Raw genomic sequence first — 22518 nt, 5'->3', positions numbered from 1 at the left:
GCCCTCGTGGCACCTCTCGCGATGAGTGCAATTGTACTTGTACTCATCGCGAGCACCAGGGGGCTACTCGAACCCGCCGCTCAACCGTCCGCGCATCCGCTGACTGCTCTCATTCATCCCGACGATCTCGACGCTCTTCCCGAGGGCCGCGTACTTCGTCTCGATCGCGTCGAGGGCGGCGACGGTCGACGCGTCCCAGATGTGCGATCCGGACAGATCGACAACGACAGAGTGCGGGTCGGAAGGGTACGAGAACAGCGTCGTCAGGTCGTTGCTCGAGGCGAAGAACAGCTCGCCGGTCACCGTGTAGGTCACCGTGTCGCCGGCGACCGTCCGCGCCACCGACACGAAGTGCGCGACCCTGCGCACGAACAGCACCGAGGCGACCAGCACGCCGCCCACCACGCCGATCGCGAGGTTGTGCGTCAGCAGCACGAGCACGACGGTCGCCACCATCACGAACGTCTCGCTCTTCGGCATCCGCTTCAGGGTCGACGGCGTGACCGAATGCCAGTCGAAGGCTCCGATCGCCACCATGATCATCACGGCGACGAGGGCCGCCATGGGGATCGTGCCGACGAAGTCGCCGAACACGACCACCAGCAGGAACAGGAAGATCCCGGCACAGAACGTCGAGATGCGCGTGCGGGCGCCGGATGCCTTCACGCCGATCATCGTCTGACCGATCACCGCGCATCCGCCCATGCCGCCGAAGAACCCCGACAGCATGTTCGCGACGCCCTGCGCCCACGACTCGCGGGTCTTGTTCGAGTGCGTGTCGGTGATCTCGTCGACGAGCTTGGCGGTGAGCAGCGACTCCATGAGCCCGACCAGCGCGACCCCGAGCGCGAACGGCGCGATGATCGTGAACGTCTCCCAGGTGAACGGGATGTCGGGCAGGAACAGTGACGGCAGGCTGCGAGGGAGCTCGCCCTGATCGCCGACGGTCGGCACCGTGAGTCCCATCGTCAGCACCACGCCGGTCACGATGATCACCGACACGAGCGGCGCCGGCACGATCCTGGTGATCCTCGGCATCACGATCATGACCAGGATTCCCAGGGCGACCAGGGGATACACCAGCCACGGCACGTCGATCAGCTGCGGGAACTGCGAGCTGAACACGAAGATCGCGAGCGCGTTCACGAAGCCGACCATGACGCTGCGGGGGATGAATCGCATGAGTTTCGCGACCCCCAGCACCCCGAGGATCACCTGGAAGATGCCCGCGAGGATCACCGTCGCGATGAAGTAGTCCATCCCATACGTCGGCGCGACGGGGGCGATCACGAGAGCGACGGCTCCGGTCGCGGCGGTCACCATCGCCGGGCGTCCGCCGAGGAACGCGATCGACACCGCCATGATGAACGACGAGAACAGGCCGACCTTCGGGTCGACGCCCGCGATCACCGAGAACGCGATCGCCTCGGGGATCAGGGCGAGCCCCACGACGAGACCGGCCAGCACCTCGCGCGTCAGCATCCGCGGGTTCTTCAGGGCGTCGAGGACGGAGGGCTTGGCCCGATAGCGGGCGCGATCGTCGACCGTGAGTGCAGACATGGGATGCTCCAGAAAGCCGGCCGGAGGCGGGCCGAACACTCAAGGGTACGGCGGATGCCGGGGGCTCGCCGCCGCCCGGCATCCGTTCACCTCAGGCCACTCACTCCGTGCGTGCGAATCCCGCGACGACGGCTCCGGCCACCGTGACAGCCGCGGCTCCGAGGAACAGCCACGCGAATCCCCCGGTCAGGGCCTCCGGTGCCGCGACCCCGGCCGCGGTCAGGGCCTCGGTCCGCAGCGCGGCGATGGTCCCGAGCACGGCGAGTCCGAGAGCGCCGCCGATCTGCTGACTGGTGTTCACGAGTCCGCCGGCGAGCCCGGCCTCTCCGCCGTCGACCCCGTCGACCGACAGCTGTGTGGCGGTGACGAACGCGCCGCCGAGACCCACGCCGATGAGCAGGGTCGGCCCGAGCAGCTGCGCGACGAACCCGGCATCCGCCGGTGCGAACGACAGCCACACGAGGCCCGTGGCCAGCACGAGCAGGGATCCGATGAGCGTCGCCTTCAGCCCGAGGCGCTGCACGAGTGCGGGGACGACGCCGGCGACCACGACGAGCGCTCCGGCGAGCGGCAGCTGCGAGAGACCCGCGGTCAGTGCGTCGTATCCGAGTGCGGCCTGCATGTAGACCGAGAGGGCGAAGAACAGCGCGACCATCCCGGCGCCGACGAGCAGCACGACGACGTTGCCGATCGAGAGGTTGCGGTTGCGGAACACGCCCAGGGGCACCAGTGGCGACGCGGCGCGTCGCTCGATCGCGACGAACACCGCGCCGAGCACCAGTGCGGCCACGAGCAGCGCGAGGGGGAGCGGATGCAGGATGCCGACCTGCTCGACCGCGCTGAGCGCGCCGACCACGGCGACGAGGGCGCCGGTGATGGTGACCGCACCCCAGAGGTCGAGCCGCGGCGCTGCGGAGTCCGTGTCGCGGGAGATCAGCAGCGGAACGGCGACGAGCACGATCACTCCGACCGGCACGTTCACGAAGAACACCGACTGCCACCCGAACGTCGCGGTGAGCACGCCGCCCAGCAGCACGCCGGCGGCCGAACCGATGCCGGCGACGCCGCCCCACACGCCCAGCGCCTTCGAGCGGTCGCGGGAGTCAGGGAACAGCTGGGTCAGCAGAGCCAGTGCCGACGGTGCGAGCAGTGCCGCCGAGACCCCTTGCAGGGCGCGCGCGGCGAGCAGCATCTCGCTCGAGAGCGACAGCCCGGCGAGAGCGGAGGCGGCGACGAACCCCGCCGTGCCGATGAGGAAGATCCGGCGGTGACCGTACCGGTCGGCGAGTCGGCCGCCGAGCAGCAGAAGACCGCCGAACGCGAGGACGTACGCCGTGATCACCCAGGCGAGCGCGGCGGTGCCCATGGCGAGCTGCGCGCCGAGCACCGGCAGCGCGATGTTGACGATCGAGGCATCGAGCACCACGAGGAACTGCGCGAGCGCGAGGATGCTGAGGGCGAGCCAGCGTCGACTGCTGCGGGCGGTCGGTACGGGGGTGGGGGTCGTGGTTCTCATGATGGTCTCTCCTGTCGATGGGGGATCTTTTTGATGAGAGTGAGCGATCACTCACTCTTGAGGGCGCGAAAAAGGCCCGGGTTCGGCGGTGCGTCTCACTCGGGGTGGCGGATGCCGTGGGCGACGATCTTCGCCCAGGGTGCGCTGCTCTCGTCGACCCGTGCGGTCACGATCAGATGGCAGAGCTGCCCGTAGGCGATGAAACGCTGCACGGCGTCGTCGCTGCCCGCCGACCGCTGCCGCACGAACTCCGTCACCTTGGCGAGTCCGGCGCGGAGTGCGTCGCCGATCTCGGGGGTCTCGGCGGCGGATTGCGCGTGCACTTGGAGCATGAGCAGCGACCGATCGCGGATGAGGTCGGCGTACGCCTCGCCCATCGCGTCGAGCACGTCGTCGGGGCGAGGGGATCCGGCGGCATCGGCGCCCGCCTCCAAGGCGTCGATGATCCGCTCGAAGCAGGTCTCGAGCGCCGCGACGAACAGCTGCTCCTTGCGGGGATAGAGCTTGAACACGTACGCCGGAGAGATCTTCGCCTCGCGCGCCACGTCTGCCACGGTCGTGCGGAAGTAGCCGCCACGGGCGAACTCGACCAGTGCCGCCGCCGCCACCAGCGGGCGTCGGATGTCGGCGGTCGAGAGGATCGGGCTGCGGGGGGTCATGCGAGCGACTGTACTCGGGTGAGAGTGATTGGTCAATCACTCCTTGCGAGAAGAACGCGAGTGCGACGCCTTCTCCACTCAGATCCCCTTCTCTGATCTCCTCCACAGGTCGTGCGGTGGGGGCCTTCCGGTGTCGGGGCAGGTTCGTAGCCTCGCTCGCATGACGATTCAGATTCCTGTCCGAATGCCCACCTTCATGCGCGTCGAGCTCACGGTCGACGGTCATCCCGAGCTCGATCGGGCGATCGACCTGCCGAGCGGATCGCCGCACGACTGGATCGTCGAGGCATACCGGCTGAGTCTCGGGCTCGAACCCCACGAGAGTTCCGAGCACGACGGCATCGACCGCTGTCACCACGACGAGGCCTACGCGTATCCGCGGCCCTCGAGGCCCGGAATCGACGAGATTCCGGGGCTCCCCCATGACCCGGTGGTGGGCATCCGCGCCATCGAGACTCCTCCGGTCGGCACGCCGTGGCTGTCGGTCAGTTCCCTGTCCTCCCCGTCCGAGGTCTCGGGCGCCGTGGGTTCACCGGCCGATGCACCGGCGACCGGATGGCTGACCGGAGAGGCGCCGTTTCGTGAAGACGACGTGAACCGCGAACTTCTGCGTCGACACGGTGTGGTGCAGCCGTTCTTCGACGACAGCGATCTGTGGTTCGTCGATCCTCAGCTCCCGTCGCCTTCGCCGATCGCGACGCTCGCATCGGCGGTGACGCCCGCGCGGCGACTGGCTCTGCTCGCGCATGTCGACGCGGCCGGCCTGCGGCGGCCGGCGGACGCGGACCACAGCGACGCGGAGTCGGCGCTCGCGCCTCTCGCCCGACTTCTCGATCTGCTCGGCACGGTCGGCATGGTGCAGGATGAGACGACCGGGTGGCTGCCTGAAGCCGAGAGCGACCGACTCGTGCGCTCGCTCGGGTGGGGCGGAACGTCCGACGAGGTGCGATCACGAGGCGACGCGCTGGTCTCGTTCGCCAGGCGTGCGAAGCTCATCCGTCGCTTCAAGGGGCGGGTGGTCGCGACCGCTCTCGCCCGCACGCTGCGTGTCGCCTCTCCGCACACGCTTCGGACACTCGCCTCGATGATCGTGGCCGGCGAGGGCGGGTTGCTCGATCTCCGGTCGACGCGGTCGCGGGCGGAGGAAGCGCTCGTGCTGCTCGCGATCGCGGATGGGACGGCGACGCACGTCGACGACCTTCCGGGTCTCGTCGTCGAGGGGTCCCGAGCCTTCGACGAGTCGGACGTGCGAGTGGACCTCGATGGTCGAGCTTCGCCGTGGGCAGGACTTCGGGGAGTGAGCGACGACGACGGCGGGGCGGCGCGCACCGTCGAGCGCCTCGCCCTTCTCTCCGCGACCGATGCGTATGGAACGATCACGTCTGCGATGCGGGAGGTGGCACGTCACGCGCTCATCCCGAGACTTCCGGAAGATCGATATGCACCGTGAGTCTGTGTGCAAGCTCGCATTACGAGCAGCAAACCGAGATGGAATATATGCACTCTGCTCTCAGATTTTGCCGCGACCCCATATCGGGCGGATACTCATCCCATTCGCGCCGATCGTCTCGGCCGAGGAATCGACATGCACAGCACCCCTGCTCTCCCCTCTGAAACGACCATCGCCATCGTCGGCGCCGGGCGGCTCGGTGGTGTCCTCGCTCGGGCCCTCCACGCGGCGGGTGTGGAGATCGTCGGGCCACTGCGTCGAGGAGAGCCCATCCCGCCGGTCGATCTCGCGATCCTCTGCGTGCCGGACGCCGCGATCCCCGCAGCGGCGGAGTCCGCCCGGGCGAGTGCGGCGCTCATCGCCCATGTGTCGGGCGCGACCGGACTGGATGACGTCGACCTCAGCATCCACCCGCTGCAGACTTTGACCGGCGCGGAATCGCCCACGGTGTTCCGTGGAGTGGGGGCCGCGATCGACGGCCGCACCGCCGACGATCGGGCGCGTGCCGCGCGGCTTGCGACGACCCTCGGCCTGGTCCCCTTCCGCGTCGACGATGCGCACCGCGCGAGCTATCACGCTGCCGCGTCGTTCGCCTCGAACTTCGTGCTCACCGTGCTCGACGCGGCGGAGGAGCTCGCCGCGACCGCCGGGGTCGACCGTGCCCACCTCGCCCCGCTCGTGCGGCAGACCGTCGACAACTGGGCCGTCTCCGGGGCCGCCGCCGCGCTGACCGGTCCCATCGCGCGCGGCGACGAAGAGACGGTGGCGCGGCAGCGCGCGGCATCCGCTCACCTCGCCCCGCTCTTCGATGCGCTCGCCGCATCGACGCGTGCGATCGCTCGCACCGCGCCCCGATCGGTGGTGGCTGTGCCCGGATCCGCCGTGGCAGCGCCCGGATCCGCGGTGGCAGCGCCCGGACCCGCGGCAGAGAACGAGGCACACGTATGAGAACCCTCCGCACGGTCGCCGAGGTGCGCGCCGCGGTTCGCGAAGCCACGGCAGCGGGCGAGACTGTCGGACTCGTCCCGACGATGGGCGCTTTCCACGAGGGCCACCTCTCGCTGATGCGCGCGGCTCGAGAGCAGAACGGCCTCGTCGTCGTCTCGCTGTTCGTCAACCCCACCCAGTTCGCCGCGAACGAGGACCTCAGCACCTACCCGCGCGACGAGACCCGCGACGCCGCCCTCGCCGAGGCGGAGGGCGTCGACATCCTCTTCGCGCCCACTCCGAGCGAGATCTATCCCGACGGCTTCGCGACGAACATCCATGTCGCGGGCATCACCGAGGTCCTCGACGGTGCGAGCCGCGGACCCCACCACTTCGACGGCGTCGCCACGGTCGTCGCCAAGCTGTTCGGCATCGTGCGGCCCGATGTCGCCTACTTCGGGCAGAAGGATGCACAGCAGGTGCTCGTCGTGCGCCGGCTCGTGCGCGACCTCGATCTCGACGTGCGCATCGACGCTCGTCCGATCGTCCGCGAAGCGGATGGACTCGCGATGAGTTCGCGCAACGTGTACCTCGATGCAGATGCCCGCGTCCGGGCATCCGCCCTCAACCGGGCGCTCGCCGCCGCCGACGCCGCGCATCGGGCGGGGGAGCGCGACGGCATCCTCCCCGCTGCGACAGCCGTGCTCGCTGAGGCGGGCATCGATGTCGAATACCTGGAACTGCGGGATGCAGAGACACTGCAGCCCGTCGCCCGAGCTGACCGCGATGCGCTGCTGCTCGTCGCCGCCCGCGTCGGGGCCGCCCGTCTCATCGACAACCACCTGCTGAAAGGCACCGCACCATGAGCGCGCACCCCGCCCCGCGCACCCGTCTGACCCTGAACGATCTGCGGACGAAGAGAGATACCGGTGATCCGCTCGTCATGGTCACGGCCTACGACTTCCCGAGCGCGCAGATCGTCGAGGAGGCGGGGGTCGACCTGGTGCTCGTCGGCGACTCTGCGGCCATGACCGTGCTCGGCTACGACAGCACCGTGCCCGTCACCGTCGACGAGATGCTGATGCTCACCAAGGCCGTGCGTCGCGGGCTCGAGGCGCCGCTGCTCGTCGGCGATCTGCCCTTCGGGTCGTACGAGGCATCCGACGAGCTCGCCCTCGCGACCGCGCAGCGTTTCCTCAAGGAGGCCGGGGCCGACCTGATCAAGATCGAACGCGGAGGCACGACGGTCGACCGGGCGCGGGCGCTCGTGAACGCCGGCATCCCCGTCGTGGGGCATGTCGGGCTCACCCCGCAGACCGCGACGTCGCTCGGTGGGTACCGCGCGCAGGGGCGCACCGCCGACGCCGCGCTCGCCGTCATCGACGATGCGCTCGCCCTGCAGGACGCCGGGGTCTCACTGCTCGTGATCGAAGCGGTCCCGTCGGCGGTCACCGCGGCGCTCGCGCCCCTTCTGCACGTTCCCCTGATCGGCATCGGAGCGGGGCCCGGCGCCGACGGCCAGGTGCTCGTCTTCCACGACCTGCTCGGCATCCACGCCGGCGGGGCCGCCAAGTTCGTCAAGCGCTACGCCGACGTCCGCGGTGTCTCGGTCGCGGGAGTTCGGGCGTACGCCGACGAGGTGCGGTCGGGGGCGTATCCGGCATCCGCGCACGAGTACGCCATGCCGGCAGCCGAGGCGGTGCGGCTGCAGGAGATGCTCGCCCTGCGGTGAGGTGGCCCGTGGTGAGGTGGCCTGTGCCGGAGCCGCGCGGGGACTACTCCCGACGGCGCAGCCGCAGCACCAGGGCGATGACCGCGAGTGCGATCACGACGACCCCGTAGCCGACGCACACGACGCCGAGTCCGAACAGTCCGACCAGCATCCCGGCGATGACCGCGGGCACGCCGAAGGCGAGGTACGCCAGCACGTAGATCACGGCGAACGTGTCGGCGCGATCGGTCGCGGGGATGCGGGGAGCCAGCGATGCGACGACCCCCGAGAACGCGGTGCCGAAGCCCATGCCGGTGATCGCGGTGGCGGCGAGGTAGAACGGCAGGGACGCGACGCTCAACGCCACGAGCGACAGAGCGGTGCCGGTCGCCAGAGCCGCCGTGCCGAAGACGACCGAGGTGCGCGGAGTGCGGGTGCGCAGCACGAACGCGGTGATCGCGCCGACTCCGGCGAGCATCGCGACGGCGAGACCCTGCCACACGTGCGCCTCTCCGCCGAGCTCGGTGCGCACGATGTTCGCGCCGAGAGAGAGGAAGAGTCCGCCCGTCGCCCACCCCGCGATGACCGCGGGGGCTCCGCGCCAGAAGTCGGCGCGGATGCCGGCAGGCACCGACAGTCGGAAGCTCAGCGATCCCCATGCTCCGGGCCGCAGCGGTGCGGTCTCGGGGGCGAGGACGAACAGCGCCGCGAGCACGAGGTACACCACGGTCAACGGGGCGAACACGTCGAGCAGCGGCTGCCCGGTCACGTCGAGGGCTACGCCGGCGAGAAGCGCGCCGAGCGCGATTCCGATGCCGGGGCTGAGGGCATTCCAGAGGGCGGCGACCCGGGAGCGTCCGCCCGGGGCGAGATCGAGGGCGGCGGCAGAGAGGGCGGCGATGAGCACACCGCTGGCGACACCCTGGAGGATGCGGGCCAGCAGGAGTGTGGCGACCGTATCGGCATGCCAGAACAGGATCATGCTGGCGGCGAGCAGCAGCAGCCCGCCGATCGCGACGGGCCGGCGTCCGACATGGTCGGACAGCGAGCCCGCCGACAGCAGCGCCAGCAGCAGCGCGATCGCGTACACGGCGAAGACGGCGCTGATGACGATCGCGTCGAATCCGATCTCGGCCGCGAGCACCGGATAGAACGGCGAGGGCGCGCTCGCACCCATCATCATCGCGACCTGGGTCACGATCGCCAGGACGAAGCCGAATCGAGGGCGTCGGATCTGCGCGTGCATCGTCGTGGTGATCGGTGACGTGGTGATCGGTGACGTGGTGATCGGTGACGTGGTGGTCATGGGCGCTCCGCGCGGTGGGATCGGGTCTGGTGCTCGACATCATTGAGTTCGAGAATCATCGAACTATCGGAGCGTACTCGCCATCGCTCGATTGTTCAACTATTCTCGAACCATGCCAGGCGACCTCCCGCATCCGGACCGCTCCGAGATCCAGCTCACCGACGTGCTCTTCGCCCTCAGTGACCCCGAGCGCCTGGCCATCACCCGGCAGCTCGCCGACGGACCGCTCGACATGGCCGCCTGTCACGCCACCGATCCGAATCTCCCCAAGTCGACCAAGTCGCACTTCATGAAGGTCCTGCGCGAGGCCGGCATCATCCGTAACGAGCCGCATGGTCGGCGGCGGATGCTGACGCTGCGGCGCGACGACCTGGATGCGCTGTTCCCCGGACTGTTGGAATCGGTGCTGCGGGGGTAGCTCGGCCGGGGGTGGTCCGGTCCGGGGGTGGCGCATGGGTATGGGGGGTGTGAGCTGTGAGCTGTGAGCTGTGAGCTGTGAGCTGTGAGCTGTGAGCTGTGAGCTGTGAGCTGTGAGCTGTGAGCTGTGAGCTGTGAGCTGTGAGCTGTGAGCTGTGAGCTGTGAGCTGTGAGCTGTGAGCTGTGGGTTGTGGCTGTGAGGCGGGGGCTGTGGGCTGTGGGCTGTGAGGCGGGGGCTGTGGGCTGTGGGCTGTGGGCTGTGAGCTGTGGCTGTGGCTGTGGCTGTGGGCTGTGGCTGTGGGCTGTGGGCTGTGGCTGTGGCTGTGGCTGTGGCTGTGGCTGTGGGCTGTGAGCTGTGAGCTGTGAGGCGTGAGCGGTGTGGCGGTGTGGCCCTGCGTGGGCAGGTGTAGCCGCGTAGCGGCGTTGCTCTGAGTTGACTCGGAGTGGCATCGTCGGCGTGCGGCGTGCGGCGTGCGGCGTGYGGCGTGTGGCGTGTGGCGTGTGGCGTGTGGCGTGTGGCGTGTGGCGTGTGGCGTGTGCGTGCTGCTTGGCGGTATGTCGGCGTGCGTGGGCGCAACCCGCATGCTGGCACCTCGGAATTCACTAGAACATAACTTCGAAACTAGGCATCTGGCGCGGTAAAATCGAGGCATGTCGAAGTTGTCCGCTCTCCACGAGGCGATGTCCCGCCTCGATGGATTGTGGGCTGACGCAGACGATGCCGCGGGCCTGCCCCGCGACCGTCTGATCGCGGTGCATTCCGCGACGGGTGAGCTGAGGCGGCTTCTCGACGCCGTCCATGCGGACGTCGCTGCAGTCATCTCTCAGGAGTCACGCAGCGAGCTGGGCGCCGGCGGCCTCGCGAAGCAGCAGGGTTTCCGTTCCGCGGAGACGATGATCGCGGCGACGACGGGAGTGTCCCGGGTCGAAGCGACGCGCCTCGTCGCCGTCGGCGAGGCGACCGCCCCACGCACCGATCTGCGGGGCTCTCGGCTGCCGGCTCGATACCCCGCCCTCGGCGAGGCGCTCGCGGCCGGTCGGCTCGGAGTACAGGCCGCCGGGCTGATCGTCGCACTTCTGGAGCGCTGCCGGATCGCGGCAGGAATCGACCGCATCGCGGAGGCTGAGCGGATCCTGGCCGACAAGGCCGCAGGACTCTCCCTCGACGATGTCCGCCGGCTCGTCACTCGCGCCGAGGCGTGGCTGGACCCCGACGGACTGGAGCCGAAGGGTGAGGAGATGCGACGTCGTCGGTCACTGACCATGTTCGAGCGAGACGGGATGCTGCATCTTGATGCGCGGATCGACGTCGAGACCGCCGCGCCGATCGTCGCCGCGATCCGCGGGTACGTCACCGCGGCTTTCGCAGCGCGCAGGGATGCTCCCGACGCGGATGCACCCGATGCCGACCGCCGCACGGTGCCGATGCTCCAGGTCGACGCACTCGCACTGTTCTGTGCGCACGTTCTCGGATGCGAGGGGGAGAGTATGCCTCTCGCCGGGGCCACGGTGGTCGTGCGCATCGCCCTCGACGATCTGCAGGCCGGCACGGGCTGCGCCACCATCGACGGTTTCGACCAGAAGATCGGCGTCGGCGCGGCGAGGAGGATGGCTGCGAGCGGTGGCGTGATCCCCTGTGTGCTCGGCGGTGGCAGCGAGATCCTGGACTGGGGACGAGAGAAGCGGCTCTTCACTCGGGCGCAACGCCTCGCACTGGTCGAGAGAGATGGAGGGTGCGCGATGTGCGGGCTTCCTCCGCAGATGACAAAAGCGCATCACCTCCGATGGTGGAGCAGGGATCACGGTCCGACCGATCTGTCGAACGGAGTATTGCTCTGCGAGACGTGCCACCATCGGATTCACGACAACGGGTGGGAGATCCGAATCGACGGAAAAGGGGTCGCGGGCACGGTGTGGTTCATTCCGCCCGGATACGTCGACCCGGAGTGCAGACCTCGGCTCGGGGGCCGCGCGCGATTCGATGTGGCGGCATGAGCGACGCGCGGGCGCGCCGTTGCCGTGTGGTGTCGGCGCGTGCTGTGGAGAGCGGTGCGGGCGTGCTGTGGAGAGCGGTGCGGGCCTGCTGTGTCGGCGTGGTGCGGATGCGCTCAGCGGAAGTACGATGCCCCGTTGAGGTCGAGCACGGTGCCCGAGGCCCATACCGCGGTGGGCGAGGTGAGGTAGGCGACCGCATCCGCGATCTCCTCGGGCCTGCCGACGCGCCCGAACGGACTCTGACTGCGGATGCCGTCGCCCTCCGGGCCCGTCAGCGTGGCCGACTGGCGCTCGGTCGAGACCATGCCCGGGGCGACCGAGGTCACCGAGATGCCGTGCGGTGCGAGCGTGAGCGCCATCGACTGGCCGAAAGCCTGCAGCCCCGCCTTGGTCGCGGCGTATGCGGGGTGGTCGGCCTCGCCGCGGAACGCGCCCCGCGAACCGACATTGACGATCGAACCGCCGCTCCCGCGTTCGATCAGGTGCTGGGCCACGAGCAGCGTGACGTTCGAGGCGCCCAGCAGGTTCACGGCCACCATCTCCGACCAGACCTGCTGCCACTGCGCGTACGGCACGGCGTCGGCGCGGTGCGTGTTCGCGGCACTCGGGGCCACGGCCGCGTTGTTCACGAGGATGTCGAGCGAACCGAGTGCGGCGATCGCCTCCGTCACCACCCGCTGTGCCTCGGCCGGGGTGCCGAGATCTCCACCGACGATGGCGTGACCCGTGCCCTCGAGCGACGTCAGGGTCTCTTCCGCGGAGGCGCGATCGCGTCCGTAGTGCACCGCGACACGGTCGCCACGGCGCGCGAACGCCTGCGCGATCGCCCGGCCGATGCCGCGGGAGCCGCCGGTGATCAGCGCATTCGCCATCTCAGGACGCGATCTGCGCGTGACCGGGGGCATGCACGGTGGCAGGCGCGGCGGGCTCCACCTCGGCCCACACCGCGTCGAGCGACAGGTGCAGCACACCCGCGATCGCCGCGATCGTCGAGAACGCCGGGGTGGCCACGCGGCCCGACTCGATCTTGCGCAGCGTCTCGGGAGACACGCCGGCGTCGAGGGCGACGCTCAGCATCGAGCGCTCGCCGCGCGCGCGCCGCAGCAGGGCTCCCAGGCGCTCGCCGCGCTCGACCTCGGCGGGAGTGAGGGGCATCCGAACCATCATGTGCCGATTCTAATACCGGGATAGTATTACCGGGATAGTTATTGGATTCGCATGAATCGGAGAGCACCATGATCGAGATCCTCGACAGTGACCAGCTGGGCCGCGCGCGGGATGCCGGCGCACTGGTCGGCCGCATCCTGCAGACACTGAAGGTGCGGGCGCGCGTGGGGGTGAACCTGCTCGAGCTCGACCGGTGGACGAAGCGCATGATCGAGGATGCCGGGGCGACGTCATGCTACGTCGACTATGCCCCCTCGTTCGGCCGCGGGCCCTTCGGACACTGCCTCTGCACCGCCGTGAACGACGCGGTGCTGCACGGTATGCCGCACGACTACGCCCTGCTCGACGGAGATCTGCTCACCCTCGACCTCGCCGTGACCCTGCGCGGGATCTCGGCCGATGCCGCGATCAGCTTCGTGGTGGGAACCACGGCGGCATCCGCGGACCTGGCGATGATCGACGCGACCGAACGCGCGCTCGCCGCCGCCATAGCCGTGGCCCGCCCCGGCGCCCGCATCGGCGATCTCTCGCAGGCGATCGGCGCGGTGCTCAGCGCGGCCGGATATCCGATCAGCCTCGAGTTCGGCGGCCACGGCATCGGATCGACCATGCATCAGGATCCGCACATCGCCAACGACGGCCGTGCCGGTCGCGGCTACCGACTGCGCCCCGGCCTGCTGCTCGCGATCGAGCCGTGGGTCATGGCCGATACCGATGTGCTGGTGACCGACGCCGACGGATGGACCCTGCGCAGCGCGACGGGCTGCCGCACCGCCCACTCCGAGCACACGATCGCGATCACGGATGCCGGCGCGGAGGTGCTCACGCTCGCCTCCTGAGCTCCCGCCGATCCCGACCGGATCCCGATCCGCACGCAGCGCGCGCTACTTCTTCGGCGATCCGCTCCGCAGGCGACGGGCCGTGCGGCCGGCGAGATCCTTGAGGCGACCGCCCGGCCATTGGCGGCGCAACTCCACGCCGCCGTCACGGCCGACCACAGGGGTGCAGGCGCGACCGGCGAGAAGCGGCGAGCGTCCCGCCGCGGCGAGCGTCGCGGCATCCGCAGTCAGGGGCACGTCGAAGGTCCAGCCGGCTCGACGCACCGCCACGAACAACGGCGCACCGGTCGATCGGTCGTCCCGGTCGAACACCTTGAGCGGGTCGAGTGCGACCTTCACGGCGTCGAGCTTGCGCGGATGCGTGCCCGAGATGTGTCGTTCGACACCCGCCGCGGGATCGCGCAGCACCAGTCCGACCCGATCGTTCTGCAGCTCCTTCTTCGCCTCGAGCAGAGCGGCCGGCAGCCCGTCCACCGCCACGGGCAGCGACGTCAGCACCCCGGTGCCCGGCTCGAACACCAGCGCATCCCGTCCCTCGTGTGTGATCGACACCGCGAGCGTCAGGTGGAGTCCGCCCCCGCGAGACCACCGCGCCGAGGTGACGACGGCGCGACACTCCAGGTCGTCCTCGAAGCGGGCGTAAGTCAGCAGATCCGTCCGGCGGTCGGCCCGCAGCAGAGCGGCGCGGATCCGGTTCGGGAACGACAGGCCTCCGTCGACGCCCGGCCCGAATCGCCGCTCGGCGAGGGGAGCGACCACGTCGAGCAGGCGTTCGCGATAGTCGTCGGGGTAGCGGACCATCTGCCTGCCGGTGAGTCGCTTCAGGACCTTGCCGCGGAACCAGTGCCGCAGCAGGCGATCGCGAAGGCGGCCGGGCTCGGTGTACCGCTCGACGAGATCGAGCACGGCCTCGAGGTGCGGGTAGTACGACTCGGGCTCGATCCGCGCTGCGCTCGCGCTGCCCGGATGCTTCACCCAGGCGTAGCACGGCCGGCTCGCGAGGATCGAGATCTTCGACGCCTCGAAGTACGCGCGCATGACGAACAGGTGGTCTTCGAGCCGCACCTTGCCGTCGGGGAAGCGGATGCCCTTCTCGCGCAGGAACGCCGTACGGAACATCTTGTGCGGGGTGAGCATCTCGAGCAACGGGTCGTCGCCGAGGCGGGCGTTCGGGATGTCCTTGCGGAAGATGCGTGCGGGCAGTCGGCGGCCGATGCCCATCTCCTTGCCGAGGACCACGTCGGACCCGTGCAGATCGGCGTAGTCGCACAGTGCCTCGAGCGCGCCGTCGTACAGCCAGTCGTCCTGATCGACGAACTGGATGTAGGTGCCGAGCGCATCGTCGATGCCGTGGTTGCGCGGAGTTCCCGGCCACCCGGAGGGGGCGAGGTAGGCCACGCGGATGTACGGGCGGTCACGCGCGATCTCCACCAGCCGCGCGGCGGTCTCCTCGCCCGAACCGTCGTCGCACAGCAGTACCTCGAACCGGGAATGGTCGAGAGTCTGCCGGTCGAGCGAGGCGATCAGGTCGTCGAACGATGCGCCCGGCTTGAAGACGGGAACGACCACGCTCACGCGGAGAGAGGCGGGTGCGGGCGCGGCGGCAACAGAATTCGACATCGAAGGTAGTAAAGCACCCCCACCTGCACGACGCACGACCCTTGCGCACAGGAAGACGCCGTGCAGGCGGCGGGGAATTCCCACCCCGCGCACAGGGTTAACGATATATCGTTGACTATCGCTCACCACACCCGGGAGGTCATCATGAACAACGCATTCCCCTCGAACCCGTTCGGCGGATCCGGCTTCGGCGCGGGCCCCGGCGGACCCGCATCCGCGATCTTCGACGCGATGGACCAGCTCCGCAAGTCGTTCGAGCAGCGCCCCAGCGGCGGCTCCCGCATGGCCAAGGGCGACGTCCGCACCGCGGTGCTCTCGCTCCTCGCCGAGCGGCCCATGCACGGCTACCAGATCATCACCGAGATCGCCGATCGCAGTGGCGGAACCTGGAAGCCCAGCGCCGGCTCCGTGTACCCCACCCTGCAGCTGCTCGCCGACGAGGGACTGATCGAGGCCGACGAGCAGAACGGTCGCAAGACCTACTCGCTCACCGAGGCCGGCCGCGCGGTCGCATCCGAGCACACCGAGACCCGCGCTCCGTGGGAGCCGCAGCACAAGGGCGAGGGCGCGCACGACAACCCCCGGTACTCCGCACTGCCGAAGTCGGGCGTCGACCTGGCCGCCGCCGCGGCGGCCGTCGGACGCAGCGGCAGCACTGAGCAGGTACAGCAGGCGGTCGAGATCCTCGACGAGGCCCGCCGTAGGCTGTACTCGATCCTCGCTCAGGACTGATCGCACACGAACCAGGGACGACATATGACGGATGCTGCGGCGCAGGGCGCCCATCGTGCCCGGTACCGCCGCATCCTGTCGTTCGCGGCGCGCGAGCTCATCAAGATCTGGTGGTTCGAGCTCATCCTGCCCCGCGTGGGACTGCGCTCGGTCGCCGAGCGCACCCGCTCTCCGCGCATGCAGCGCTTCGCGAGGCGGTTCCACGTGCTCGCGGTCGAGCTCGGCGGCCTGATGATCAAGGTCGGCCAGTTCATGTCCTCGCGTCTCGACGTGCTGCCGCCGGAGATCACGAAGGAGCTCGAAGGGCTGCAGGATGAAGTGCCGCCCGTGCCCTTCGCCGACATCCGACGCGCGGCGGAGGCCGAGCTCGGGCGACCGCTCACCCAGGCGTTCGCGTGGTTCGACGAGACGCCCGTTGCTGCGGCATCCCTCGGTCAGGCGCATCGTGCGCGCCTGACCGCGCAGGATGCCGCCGACACCGGTCTCGGGCACGTGGTCGTCAAGGTGCAGCGCCCCGGCATCGACGAGATCGTCGCCGTCGACCTGGCGGTCCTGCGCCGTGTCGCGCGCTGGCTCACCCGGGTGCGGCTCGTCGCCGACCGCGTCGACGCCCCGGGGCTCATCGAGGAGTTCGCGGTCACGAGCCTCGAGGAGATCGACTACCTGCACGAGGCGGCCAGCGCCGAACGGTTCCGCGAGAACTTCGCCGGCGACGCGCGCATCGGTGCGCCCGAGATCGTGTGGGAGCGTTCGACCCGTCGCGTGCTCACCCTCTCCGACGTGACGGCGATCAAGATCAACGACGTCGAGGCGCTGCGGGCGGCCGGCATCGATCCGTCCGAGGTCGCCGACGTGTTCGCCGAGGTCATGTTCGACCAGGTGTTCACGCACAGCTTCGTCCACGCCGACCCGCACCCCGGCAACATCTTCGTGACTCCCGTCCCTTCGTCGACCACGGGCCGGAACTTCCGCCTCACGTTCATCGACTTCGGGATGATGGCCGAGGTGCCCGACAACCTGCGCGCGGGCCTGCGCACCCTGCTCATCGCGGTCGCCGGTCGCGACAGCAAGGGTCTCGTGGCCGCCGCGCAGGAGATCGGCGTGCTGCTGCCGTCGGCCGACACCGCCGAGCTCGAGCGCGCGCTCCGGGCGCTGTTCGCCCGGTTCGGGGGCATGGGCTTCGCGGAGTTGAGCACCGTCGATCCGCGCGAATTCGCGGACTTCGCCGACGAGTTCGGCGACATGGTGCGCTCGCTCCCCCTGCAGCTCCCCGAGAACATGCTGCTGCTGATCCGCGCGGTCTCGCTCACCTCGGGCATGTGCTCGAGCCTGGATCCCACGTTCAACGTGTGGGATGCCGCCGAGCCGTACGCCGGCCGTCTGCTGCGCGACGAGTCGGGCAACCTGATGCAGGACATGGCGCAGCAGGCGATGGAGACCATGGCGGTCACCTACGGTCTGCCGAAGAAGATCGACGCGATCATCACCCGCGTCGACGACGGCAACGTCACCTTCGACACCTCGCGTCTGGAGAGGCGGCTCGACCGGCTCGAGGGCATCGCGCGCCGCATCGGCTCGGGCGTGCTGTTCGCGGCGATGCTGGTCGGGGGAGCGCTGCTCGTGCCCTCGATCCCGCCGCTCGGGATCACGCTCATCTGCGTCTCGGCGCTGCCCCTGCTGCACGCGGTCTTCGCGGGCGTGGGGCGTCGTACGCCGCGCTGATGCCGAGGGGACGCCACCGGGCGGGCCGGTGCGCTCCGCCCGGGCATGGGAGAATCGATTCTCATGGGCACACCGAACGATGAGTCATCTGAGAGTTCCGCGGCCCACGTGACGGCGAGCACGCCGACGACGGGCACCGTGAGAGCAGCCGAGACCGCACGCAAGATCGTGCGCGACATCGCAGCCGTACCTCCACCGCCCAGCGTGCACCCCGCCCTCATCCCCGGGGTGTCGGTGGAGGAGACGGGACGCACCTATCGCACCGATCCGCTCGTCTTCGGATCCGCGGCCGCCTTCACCGTCGCCTTCATCGCCTGGGGCGTCTTCGCCGGCGACAACCTCGCGGGCACCACCTCGACGGTCCTCGCGTGGGTGGTCGAGTACTTCGGCTTCTTCTTCACGACGATCGCCACCGTCATCCTCGTGTTCATGCTGTTCGTCGGCTTCAGTCGGTACGGCCGGATCCCCCTCGGCCGAGACGACGAAGAGCCCGAGTTCTCGATGTTCTCGTGGATCTCGATGCTGTTTGCCGCGGGCATGGGCATTGGTCTGGTCTTCTGGGGCGCGGCCGAGCCGCTGACGTTCTTCGAGAGCCCGCCGCCCGGCACCGTCGAGGCGAGCACCCTCGACGCGATGCACACCGCGCAGGCGCAGGTGCTCTACCACTGGGGCCCGCAAGCGTGGGCGTTCTACGCGCTCGTCGGAGGCGCGATCGCCTACGGCGCCTTCCGCCGCGGACGCACCCCGCTGATCTCGTCGATCTTCGCCCCGCTTCTCGGCGAGGGCCGCACCGCGGGACCGCTCGGACGCACGATCGACATCTTCTCGATCATCGTCACCCTCTTCGGCACCGCCGCCTCGCTCGGACTCGGCGCCCTGCAGATCGGCCACGGCGTCGAGATCGTCAGCGGCATCGGCGAGCTCGGCAACGGCGTGCTCATCGCCGCGATCGCCGTGCTCACCGCCTGCTTCATCGCCTCGGCGGTGTCGGGGGTCTCCAAGGGAATCCGCGCACTGTCGAACATCAACGCGGTCGTCGCGTTGCTGCTCGCGTTCTTCGTCTTCTTCGTCGGACCGACACTGCTCATCCTCAACGTCATCCCCTCGGTCGCCGTGCAGTTCCTCGGCGACCTGCCCGAGATGATCGGTCGCTCGGCCTCGCAGGGCGATGAGGCGCAGGCGTTCCTGTCGAGCTGGACGATCTTCTACTGGGCGTGGTGGATCTCGTGGTCCCCGTTCGTGGGAATGTTCATCGCCAAGATCTCGCGCGGTCGCACGCTGCGCCAGTTCGTCTCGGTCGTCATCGTCGTGCCCGCGGTCATCTCGCTGGTGTGGTTCGCGATCTTCGGGACGACGGCGATCCAGCAGCAGATGGACGGCGCGAACCTCACGGTCGATCCGCCGGAGGAGGTGCTCTTCGGTGTCCTCGAGAATCTGCCGTTCCCGTTGATCACCAGCATCGTGCTCATCCTGCTGATCGCGATCTTCTTCATCACCGGCGCCGACTCGGCCTCGCTCGTGATGGGCACGCTGTCGCAGCAGGGCCGGCCGGAACCGTCTCGGTGGGTCGCGGTCGTGTGGGGCGTGCTGGTCGGCGTCATCGCCGCGGTGCTCCTCGTCACCGGTGAGGAGGGCGCGGGCCTGAGATCGCTGCAGAATGTGACGATCATCGCCGCGCTGCCGTTCGCGGTGATCATGGCGTTCATGATGGTCGCGTTCATGAAGGATCTGCGTCGCGATCCCCTCATCCTGCGAGACCGCTATGCACGCATGGCCGTGCGCCACAGTGTCATGGCGGGCCTCGAGGAGTACGGCGACGACTTCGCCCTCGTGCCCGTCGAGTACGACCACTCCGAAGACGACCTCGCCTGGATCGACGAGGCCGAGGTCGACGACAGCCTCGCCGAGGTCTACGCGACGGCGACCGAGGCGATCGACATCATCCCGGATGCCGGCACGCTCGCCGGAGGGGATGCCGGTTCCGATGCCGGCGCCGACCCGGACGGCCTCGCCGAACGCCCCTCCTGACGCCGGGTGCGCAACTGACCCCGCACGCTGCTTCGGCTCGGTGCGGGGTCAGAAACGCATCCGAATCGCCTGTTTCCGGTGCGGAACTGGCCCCGCCTGGATCGGGGATGCGGAACTGGCCCCGCCTGGATCGGGGTGTGGAACTGGCCCCGCACGCCGTTCGGGGTGCGGGGTTTGCCCCCGCGCGCGGCTTCGGCTCGGTGCGGGGTCAGAAACGCATCCGAATCGCCTGTTTCCGGTGCGGAACTGGCCCCGCCTGGATCGGCGGTGCGGAACTGGCCCCGCCTGGATCGGGGTGCGGGACTGGCCCCCGCGCGCGGCTTCGGCTCGGTGCGGGGTCAGAAACGCATCCGAATCGCCTGTTTCCGGTGCGAAAGTGACCCCGCCTGGATCGGGGGTGCGGGACTGACCCCGCCTGGATCGGGGTGCGGAACTGACCCCGCCTGGATTGGGGATGCAGAACTGGCCCCGCACGCCGTTCCGGATGCGACGTTTGCCCCCGCGCGCAGCGTCGGCTCGGTGCGGGGTCAGAAACGCATCCGAATCTCCTGTTTCCGGTGCGAAAGTGACCCCGCCTACCGTCCGCGGTGCGGAACTGACCCCGCCTACCGTCCGCGGTGCAGAACTGGCCCCGCCCACCCGGCGGCGGGCGAGCTCGACCCCGCCGGATCGCGGGCGAGCGGGTCAGTCCGCGGCGACGGTTTCGACCGGCACCGCGGCGGCGTCGGTGATCCGGGCCGCCATGCCCGCGAAGATGAATCCGTGGAAGGGCAGCACCCCGAGCCAGTACATCCGGCCGAGGAGTCCGCGAGGGAAGAAGACGGCACGTTGCTCGTAGCGCGACCCGTCGCCGTCGGGCAGCGCCCGCAGCTCGAGCCATGCCTCGCCCGGAACCTTCATCTCGGCCCGCAGCCGCAGCAGGCCTCCGCTCGCGGCCGAGGACTCGGTCGCGCGCCCCGGTTCCTCGACGGCCTCGACGCGCCAGAAGTCGATCGCGTCACCGACCCGCGCCTCGACCTTGCTGCGACGTCCACGGCGCAGACCCACGCCGCCGACGAGCCGGTCCATCCAGCCGCGCACGGCCCAGAGGAACTTCGAGGAGTACCACCCGTTCGACCCGCCGATGCCGATGATCACGCGCCACAGACCATCGACGGGCGCCGCAGTCTTGAGCTCGCGGGTGTCGGTGAACACCGTGCGACCCGCCCATTCGGGGTCGCTGGGCAGGGGGTCGCTCGGCGCCCCCGAGACCTCGGCATCCTGCCAGCTCGTCTCGATCGTGTCGGCGTCGACGCGACCCAGCGCGAGCGACACGGCCGTGCGATACGGGGTCAGCCCCCCGTCGGGACGGGGGATGAGGTCGTCGATCGCGTGGTCCTTCACGATGCACTCGTTCTGCAGCGAGGCGACGAGGGGGCGGGCGATCGACCGGGGCACCGGCGTGACCAGGTTCACCCAGTGCGATGCGAGACCGGGGGTCAGCACCGGCAGCGCCGCGATCGCCCGCTGCCGCAGCCCCGCCTCGAGCGCGTAGCCGTTCATCATCTGGCCGTAGCGCAGCACGTCGGGGCCGCCGATGTCGACCGCGGTATTCACGTCGTCGTCGACGCGGGCAGCGCCGAGCAGATAGTGCAGCACGTCGCGCACGGCGATGGGCTGGATGCGGTTGCGCACCCACTTCGGTGCCGGCATGTACGGCAGCACGTCGGTGAGGTGCCGGATCATCTCGAACGACGCGGATCCCGAGCCGATCACGACACCGGCCTGCAGCACCAGCGTCGGCACACCGGACTCGAGGAAGATCTCGCCGACCCGCACGCGTGAGCGCAGGTGCGGCGACAGTTTCGCATCCTCAGGGTGCAGGCCGCCCAGATAGACGATCCGCCGCACGCCGGCCTTCGCCGCGGCATCCGCCACCGTCGTCGCCGCCTGCTCGTCGCTCTCTTCGAAACCCTTGCCGGCGCTCATGGAGTGGATCAGGTAGTAGACCACGTCGACGTCCGCCATGGCCGCGGCCACGGCATCCGCATCGTCGGCCGAGCCCTCGACGATCTCGGATTCCGGGCCCCAGGGGAACGATGCCGCGCGTGCGGCATCGCGGGCCAGAACCCGCACGCGGTAGCCGGCATTGAGCAGGCGTGGGGTGAGGCGTCCGCCGATGTAGCCGGTGGCGCCGAGGACGAGGACGCGAGGGGCGGCTCCGTCGTCGTGGGGGAGGGCGCGCAGCGCCTCTTCGTGCCCGGTGGGCTGGGTGAGCTCCGTCATGTTTCGAGAGTAGGCCGGTCCGGCCGAATTATCGCTAGGGTGACAAATCACTAGTTCACCTAGTAACCTTTACCGCGAGGAAGGTGATCACATGTCCAGGGCAACGAATTCCCCCACCCGCGTCTCCCCAGATTCTTTCGACGCATCGTCTGCGCTCTCGACGGCGGTCAGCCTCGCACCGTTACCCGCCAGCGAGGCTGTGGGGCGCGCGACCGGTGTCGGACGCGCGCCCCTGACCGCCGCGGCACGCCATGGGGCTTGGCGTGCCGCGGCACTGGTCGCACTGATCGCCGCGGCGACGATGCCGCTCATGATGGCGGCCACGTTCGGCCTCCCCCTCTGACTCCCCCCGACCACCGCAGAGAAGAGAAAGGATCCCCCATGGGACTCGATGACAAGATCAAGAACGCCGCTCAGGACCTCGCCGGCAAGGCGAAGGAGACCGTCGGCAAGGTGACCGACAACGAGAAGCTCGAGGCCGAGGGCCGCGCGGACCAGGCCAAGGCCAACGTCAAGAAGGCCGGCGAGAACGTCAAGGACGCTCTCAACTGAGAACGGTCTGCACCGAGCGGGGAGGCGACGAGAGTCGCCTCCTCGCTTCATG

At 69.4% G+C, this 22518-nt stretch carries 20 protein-coding genes; 12 read left to right on the top strand and 8 right to left on the bottom strand.

Annotation, left to right across the window (positions count from 1 at the left end; all coding sequences use genetic code 11):
- Positions 1-63: 63 nt before the first annotated feature.
- The 3 genes from ASD43_RS04040 to ASD43_RS04030 form a co-directional block, all read right to left on the bottom strand.
- On the bottom strand, positions 64-1560 hold the full coding sequence (locus tag ASD43_RS04040; RefSeq protein ID WP_056413926.1) for a SulP family inorganic anion transporter: 1497 nt from the start codon (positions 1558-1560) through the stop codon (positions 64-66).
- A gap of 100 nt (positions 1561-1660) precedes the next feature.
- Positions 1661-3076, bottom strand: coding sequence for an MFS transporter (locus ASD43_RS04035; protein ID WP_056413921.1), 1416 nt, complete (start codon positions 3074-3076; stop codon positions 1661-1663).
- A 95-nt stretch (positions 3077-3171) separates the two neighbouring features.
- Positions 3172-3735, bottom strand: a complete 564-nt coding sequence (locus tag ASD43_RS04030) for a TetR/AcrR family transcriptional regulator (protein ID WP_056413918.1) — start codon at positions 3733-3735, stop codon at positions 3172-3174.
- A gap of 160 nt (positions 3736-3895) precedes the next feature.
- Between ASD43_RS04030 and ASD43_RS04025 the strand changes: the two genes are divergently transcribed.
- The 4 genes from ASD43_RS04025 (at position 3896) to panB (ending at position 7844) form a co-directional block, all read left to right on the top strand.
- On the top strand, positions 3896-5185 hold the full coding sequence (locus ASD43_RS04025; protein ID WP_157550772.1) for a hypothetical protein: 1290 nt from the start codon (positions 3896-3898) through the stop codon (positions 5183-5185).
- Positions 5186-5320: 135 nt separating this feature from the next.
- A complete protein-coding gene (locus ASD43_RS04020) occupies positions 5321-6133 on the top strand; it encodes a Rossmann-like and DUF2520 domain-containing protein (RefSeq protein ID WP_082539239.1) in 813 nt (270 codons plus the stop codon).
- Positions 6130-6978, top strand: coding sequence for a pantoate--beta-alanine ligase (gene panC, locus ASD43_RS04015; RefSeq protein WP_056413912.1), 849 nt, complete (start codon positions 6130-6132; stop codon positions 6976-6978). Before ASD43_RS04020 ends, panC begins: the two co-directional genes overlap by 4 nt.
- Complete coding sequence (panB, locus tag ASD43_RS04010; RefSeq protein WP_056413909.1) at positions 6975-7844, top strand: 3-methyl-2-oxobutanoate hydroxymethyltransferase; 870 nt, start codon at positions 6975-6977, stop codon at positions 7842-7844. Before panC ends, panB begins: the two co-directional genes overlap by 4 nt.
- 43 nt (positions 7845-7887) lie before the next feature.
- Here the strand turns inward: panB and ASD43_RS04005 are convergent, their stop codons facing one another.
- Positions 7888-9129 carry an MFS transporter gene (locus ASD43_RS04005; protein WP_082539238.1) on the bottom strand — a complete coding sequence of 414 codons (1242 nt, stop codon included), beginning with the start codon at positions 9127-9129 and terminating at the stop codon, positions 7888-7890.
- A 112-nt stretch (positions 9130-9241) separates the two neighbouring features.
- On the opposite strand from ASD43_RS04005, the gene ASD43_RS04000 reads away from it, so the two are divergent.
- Both ASD43_RS04000 and ASD43_RS03995 read left to right on the top strand, forming a co-directional pair.
- Positions 9242-9547 (top strand): ArsR/SmtB family transcription factor, encoded by a 306-nt coding sequence (locus ASD43_RS04000; RefSeq protein WP_056413906.1) that lies wholly within the window; start codon positions 9242-9244, stop codon positions 9545-9547.
- 650 nt (positions 9548-10197) lie between these two features.
- Positions 10198-11541 (top strand): HNH endonuclease signature motif containing protein, encoded by a 1344-nt coding sequence (locus tag ASD43_RS03995; RefSeq protein ID WP_056413903.1) that lies wholly within the window; start codon positions 10198-10200, stop codon positions 11539-11541.
- Positions 11542-11654: 113 nt separating this feature from the next.
- On the opposite strand, the gene ASD43_RS03990 is transcribed toward ASD43_RS03995, so the two are convergent.
- Both ASD43_RS03990 and ASD43_RS03985 read right to left on the bottom strand, forming a co-directional pair.
- Positions 11655-12413 carry an SDR family NAD(P)-dependent oxidoreductase gene (locus ASD43_RS03990; protein ID WP_056413900.1) on the bottom strand — a complete coding sequence of 253 codons (759 nt, stop codon included), beginning with the start codon at positions 12411-12413 and terminating at the stop codon, positions 11655-11657.
- Position 12414: 1 nt separating this feature from the next.
- On the bottom strand, positions 12415-12705 hold the full coding sequence (locus ASD43_RS03985; RefSeq protein ID WP_056419046.1) for a helix-turn-helix domain-containing protein: 291 nt from the start codon (positions 12703-12705) through the stop codon (positions 12415-12417).
- Positions 12706-12776: 71 nt separating this feature from the next.
- On the opposite strand from ASD43_RS03985, the gene map reads away from it, so the two are divergent.
- Positions 12777-13547, top strand: coding sequence for a type I methionyl aminopeptidase (map, locus tag ASD43_RS03980; protein WP_056413897.1), 771 nt, complete (start codon positions 12777-12779; stop codon positions 13545-13547).
- Between the two features lie 45 nt (positions 13548-13592).
- On the opposite strand, the gene ASD43_RS03975 is transcribed toward map, so the two are convergent.
- Positions 13593-15167: a glycosyltransferase family 2 protein gene (locus ASD43_RS03975; RefSeq protein WP_082539237.1), complete on the bottom strand. Its 1575-nt coding sequence runs from the start codon at positions 15165-15167 to the stop codon at positions 13593-13595.
- A 144-nt stretch (positions 15168-15311) separates the two neighbouring features.
- Between ASD43_RS03975 and ASD43_RS03970 the strand changes: the two genes are divergently transcribed.
- From ASD43_RS03970 to ASD43_RS03960, 3 genes are all read left to right on the top strand, one after another.
- A complete protein-coding gene (locus ASD43_RS03970; RefSeq protein ID WP_056413891.1) occupies positions 15312-15899 on the top strand; it encodes a PadR family transcriptional regulator in 588 nt (195 codons plus the stop codon).
- A 24-nt stretch (positions 15900-15923) separates the two neighbouring features.
- Positions 15924-17621 (top strand): ABC1 kinase family protein, encoded by a 1698-nt coding sequence (locus ASD43_RS03965; RefSeq protein WP_056413887.1) that lies wholly within the window; start codon positions 15924-15926, stop codon positions 17619-17621.
- Positions 17622-17684: 63 nt separating this feature from the next.
- Complete coding sequence (locus tag ASD43_RS03960) at positions 17685-19649, top strand: BCCT family transporter (RefSeq protein ID WP_056413884.1); 1965 nt, start codon at positions 17685-17687, stop codon at positions 19647-19649.
- A gap of 684 nt (positions 19650-20333) precedes the next feature.
- On the opposite strand, the gene ASD43_RS03955 is transcribed toward ASD43_RS03960, so the two are convergent.
- Complete coding sequence (locus ASD43_RS03955; protein ID WP_056413880.1) at positions 20334-21914, bottom strand: SDR family oxidoreductase; 1581 nt, start codon at positions 21912-21914, stop codon at positions 20334-20336.
- 199 nt (positions 21915-22113) lie between these two features.
- Between ASD43_RS03955 and ASD43_RS17150 the strand changes: the two genes are divergently transcribed.
- Together ASD43_RS17150 and ASD43_RS16910 are read left to right on the top strand one after the other, a co-directional pair.
- Positions 22114-22257 (top strand): hypothetical protein, encoded by a 144-nt coding sequence (locus tag ASD43_RS17150; protein ID WP_157550769.1) that lies wholly within the window; start codon positions 22114-22116, stop codon positions 22255-22257.
- 38 nt (positions 22258-22295) lie between these two features.
- Complete coding sequence (locus tag ASD43_RS16910; protein WP_082539236.1) at positions 22296-22466, top strand: CsbD family protein; 171 nt, start codon at positions 22296-22298, stop codon at positions 22464-22466.
- Positions 22467-22518 lie beyond the last annotated feature (52 nt).

The sequence above is a fragment of the Microbacterium sp. Root553 genome, assembly GCF_001426995.1.
GTDB lineage: Bacteria > Actinomycetota > Actinomycetes > Actinomycetales > Microbacteriaceae > Microbacterium.
The sequence above is the reverse complement of the archived record's forward strand: the minus strand, read 5'-3'. Positions and strand labels throughout refer to the sequence as shown.

Excerpts from the sequence above, each read along its gene's own strand:
- ASD43_RS03970 (WP_056413891.1), top strand. The coding sequence starts at position 15,312 with ATGAACAACGCATTCCCCTCGAACCCGTTCGGCGGATCCGGCTTCGGC.
- ASD43_RS03975 (WP_082539237.1), bottom strand. The coding sequence starts at position 15,167 with ATGTCGAATTCTGTTGCCGCCGCGCCCGCACCCGCCTCTCTCCGCGTG.
- ASD43_RS03990 (WP_056413900.1), bottom strand. The coding sequence starts at position 12,413 with ATGGCGAATGCGCTGATCACCGGCGGCTCCCGCGGCATCGGCCGGGCG.
- ASD43_RS04025 (WP_157550772.1), top strand. The coding sequence starts at position 3,896 with ATGACGATTCAGATTCCTGTCCGAATGCCCACCTTCATGCGCGTCGAG.
- ASD43_RS04035 (WP_056413921.1), bottom strand. The coding sequence starts at position 3,076 with ATGAGAACCACGACCCCCACCCCCGTACCGACCGCCCGCAGCAGTCGA.
- panB (WP_056413909.1), top strand. The coding sequence starts at position 6,975 with ATGAGCGCGCACCCCGCCCCGCGCACCCGTCTGACCCTGAACGATCTG.
- ASD43_RS04030 (WP_056413918.1), bottom strand. The coding sequence starts at position 3,735 with ATGACCCCCCGCAGCCCGATCCTCTCGACCGCCGACATCCGACGCCCG.
- ASD43_RS03960 (WP_056413884.1), top strand. The coding sequence starts at position 17,685 with ATGGGCACACCGAACGATGAGTCATCTGAGAGTTCCGCGGCCCACGTG.
- ASD43_RS03955 (WP_056413880.1), bottom strand. The coding sequence starts at position 21,914 with ATGACGGAGCTCACCCAGCCCACCGGGCACGAAGAGGCGCTGCGCGCC.
- ASD43_RS03965 (WP_056413887.1), top strand. The coding sequence starts at position 15,924 with ATGACGGATGCTGCGGCGCAGGGCGCCCATCGTGCCCGGTACCGCCGC.
- ASD43_RS04005 (WP_082539238.1), bottom strand. The coding sequence starts at position 9,129 with ATGACCACCACGTCACCGATCACCACGTCACCGATCACCACGTCACCG.
- ASD43_RS03985 (WP_056419046.1), bottom strand. The coding sequence starts at position 12,705 with ATGGTTCGGATGCCCCTCACTCCCGCCGAGGTCGAGCGCGGCGAGCGC.
- ASD43_RS03995 (WP_056413903.1), top strand. The coding sequence starts at position 10,198 with ATGTCGAAGTTGTCCGCTCTCCACGAGGCGATGTCCCGCCTCGATGGA.
- ASD43_RS04040 (WP_056413926.1), bottom strand. The coding sequence starts at position 1,560 with ATGTCTGCACTCACGGTCGACGATCGCGCCCGCTATCGGGCCAAGCCC.
- ASD43_RS16910 (WP_082539236.1), top strand. The coding sequence starts at position 22,296 with ATGGGACTCGATGACAAGATCAAGAACGCCGCTCAGGACCTCGCCGGC.
- ASD43_RS04020 (WP_082539239.1), top strand. The coding sequence starts at position 5,321 with ATGCACAGCACCCCTGCTCTCCCCTCTGAAACGACCATCGCCATCGTC.
- ASD43_RS04000 (WP_056413906.1), top strand. The coding sequence starts at position 9,242 with ATGCCAGGCGACCTCCCGCATCCGGACCGCTCCGAGATCCAGCTCACC.
- panC (WP_056413912.1), top strand. The coding sequence starts at position 6,130 with ATGAGAACCCTCCGCACGGTCGCCGAGGTGCGCGCCGCGGTTCGCGAA.
- map (WP_056413897.1), top strand. The coding sequence starts at position 12,777 with ATGATCGAGATCCTCGACAGTGACCAGCTGGGCCGCGCGCGGGATGCC.